The sequence below is a fragment of the Nostoc sp. NMS4 genome (assembly GCF_017115095.1).
Lineage (GTDB): Bacteria > Cyanobacteriota > Cyanobacteriia > Cyanobacteriales > Nostocaceae > Nostoc.
On the sequence record NZ_JABXKI010000400.1, the window covers coordinates 1 to 3033 of the forward strand.

1 protein-coding gene is annotated in these 3033 nt (G+C 43.6%); it reads right to left on the bottom strand.

Annotated elements, in window-relative coordinates; translation table 11 throughout:
- Positions 1-2962, bottom strand: a 2962-nt coding sequence (locus tag HWQ37_RS32675) for a non-ribosomal peptide synthetase (protein ID WP_292755278.1), incomplete at its 3' end; no start/stop codon positions are given.
- Positions 2963-3033: the final 71 nt, after the last annotated feature.

Consider the following 3033-nt stretch of genomic DNA (forward strand, 5'->3'; position numbering starts at 1 on the left):
AAGGCTCATGGGGCTGAATAGTCTGGATTTGTCGAATGTAGTGCGCCGCCATGTCTTCAATCCGCGTATAAGGAAGCTGTTTTCCATCTAACCCTTGTGGTTGTAGTCCATAAAATGGTTGATCTGATTCTAAATGCAATGCCAATTCACGGAAACGTAGAACTTCTCCACCAAAACCATGTACACAGAAGAAAGGAGGCTTAGAACCGTTGGGTTGAATAGCTACCAAAGATGACCAAGGAATTGATGTTTCAGACATTACATCAGCTGTTGGTGTCGCCACAACCCCAGGTTTTGAGGATCTTTCTCGCTCAACAATATTAGCTAATTGCTGAATAGTTGGGGCTTGCAAGAGGATAGATAGAGGTAGATTTTTGCCTGCTATCTTTTCAATCTGAGAAAATAGACGGACTGCCAACAGTGAGTGTCCACCCAAATCAAAAAAGTTGTCTGTTATTCCAATCGGATGAATTCCTAAAATGTTTTCCCAGATTTCTGTTAATTGAAGTTGCAATGAATCTTCTGCTGTAGCAAAAGTTTTTTCTGTTTCAACATTAGTTAAATTAGCTACAGGTAAAGCTTTTCGATTTACTTTGCCATTAGTGTTAATTGGCAAAGTATCCAGTATGACAAAGTCCGAGGGAACCATGTAACTCGGTAGTTTCATCTGCAAGAAATTACGCAGTTGTGCGATCGCAATTATCTGCTCTGAATTAGGAACTACATAACCAACTAAGCGTTTTTCTCCTGGAAAAACTTCTGGCGCTATGACTACAGCTTGCTGTACCCCAGGATATTGGGCTAGGGCTAACTCCACTTCGCCCAGTTCGATGCGGAAACCGCGAATTTTCACCTGATCATCAATCCGTTGCAGATACTCAAGGTTCCCATCGGTGCGATAGCGAGCTAAATCGCCTGTTCTGTAGAGTCGAGCATTCGGCTCTTGGCTAAATGGGTTGGAGATAAATCTTTCTTTAGTAAGTTCAGGTCGATTCAGATAACCCAGTGTTACACCAGCACCGCCGATATACATTTCACCAGGAACTCCCACAGGCACTGGCTGCAAAAAGCCATCCAACAGATAAATTTGACTATTGGCAATGGGCTGACCAATTAGAGGAATTCCATCTTCTGGAATTAAATAGCAAGTAGACCAAACTGTTGTTTCGGTAGGGCCGTACATATTCCAGACACTCTGGGCACGATTCACCAATTCCTTGGCTAAAGCTGGTGACAAAGCTTCCCCGCCACAAAGAATCTTTAGATGTTTTGAACCTTGCCATCCAGCCGCTAGCAACAGTTGCCAGGTTGCAGGAGTAGCCTGCATGACTGTTGCTTTGGAATGGTTGAGAGTTGTGAGCAGTTTCTCTCCATCTGTAGCGACTTCACGGCTGACTATAAAAGTAGTTGCCCCCACAATTAACGGCAAGAATATTTCCAGAACAGCAATATCAAAAGAGAGTGTGGTGACGGATAGCAGAATATCTTGCTGAATTAAGCCTGGTTGCTCACGCATACTTGCTAGAAAATTAACAACGGTTCGGTGAGGAACTTTTACTCCTTTAGGTGTTCCTGTAGAGCCGGAAGTATAAATTACATAGGCGAGGTTTTCAGGCGTTGTGTCTTTGCCACAGACTAGGTTTTCTTCATCCTCCTGAACAATAAACTGAGAATCAGTATCAAGTTCTACTAACTTAGCGATATGTTTGGGCAAAAACTCTACAAGCCGTTGTTGAGTTAATAATACCTTCACTTGCGAGTCTTCCACCATAAATGCTGTACGCGCTTGTGGATGCTTTGGATCTAGTGGCAGATAAGCTGCACCAGCTTTGAGAATGCCTAATACCCCCACTACCATTTCTAAAGAACGGTCTAGACAAATGCCTACTAGCTCGTTAGTTTGAACTCCCAACGAGCGCAGATAATGAGCTAATTGATTGGCACGACTATTGAGTTCACGGTAGGTAAGTTGTTCGTTTTGAAATACTACTGCTACCGCATCGGGTGTACTTTCTACCTGTGCCTCAAATAGTTGATGAATACACGCTTGCCGGGGATAGTCAGTTTGAGTATTGTTCAACTCTATAAGTAACTGTTGCCGTTCCCCTGGCGTTAATAGCGGTAATTCTGAGATGCGTTGCTCTGGATTAGCAAGAATACCTGCAAGCATTGTTTCGAAATGTCCAAGCATCCGCGCGATCGCGGCTTCATGGAATAGGTCAGTATTGTATTCTAAAGAAGCTCTGAATCCTTTGCCTGTATCCCGCATCACCAGGGTTAAATCCAATTTTGGCGTGCTGCTATGGGTGTATCCAAAGGTGGGGGCAATTTTCAAACTTGGTAGTTCTCCCTCTGCTCCCTTTGTCCAAGGGGGGTTCATAGCGAACATCACCTGAAACAGTGGTGAATGAGTGCGATCGCGTTCTGGCTTGAGTTCTTCCACCAGTTTTTCAAAAGGTAAATCCTGATGCTCATAAGCACATAAGGCAACCTGACGCACTTGATTGAGTATTTCCCGAAAACTGGGATTGCCAGAAAGGTCAGTCCGCATTACCAAGGTATTGACAAATAAACCCATTAATCCTTCGGTTTCTACCTGGTTGCGATCGGCAATTGGGGAGCCAACAAGAATATCCTCTTGTCCTGTATAGCGGTGGAGTAATACCTTGAAGGCTGCTAATAAAGTCATGAACAGTGTTACCCCTGATTGCTGACTCAAAGCCTTGAGGTCATCAGTCAACGCCTGCGGTAGCACCTCGCGACAGATTTTACCTGAGTAAGTTTGAACAGGTGTCCGTGGGCGATCGCTGGGCAGTTGTAGTACAAGTATGCTGCCACTTAACTGCTGCTTCCAATAATCAAGCTGAGATTCGAGGACTGCACCTTGCAGCCACTCACGCTGCCAATCATTTGCCAGTAATGTGTTTTTATTTTGAACTAATGAATCAGTTATGGATTTCATATTTAATTTCCATAAAAAATATTTTTTTTGCAAAACTTGTGGTTTTTAAGTAGTGCTGCATTTTTAACTCA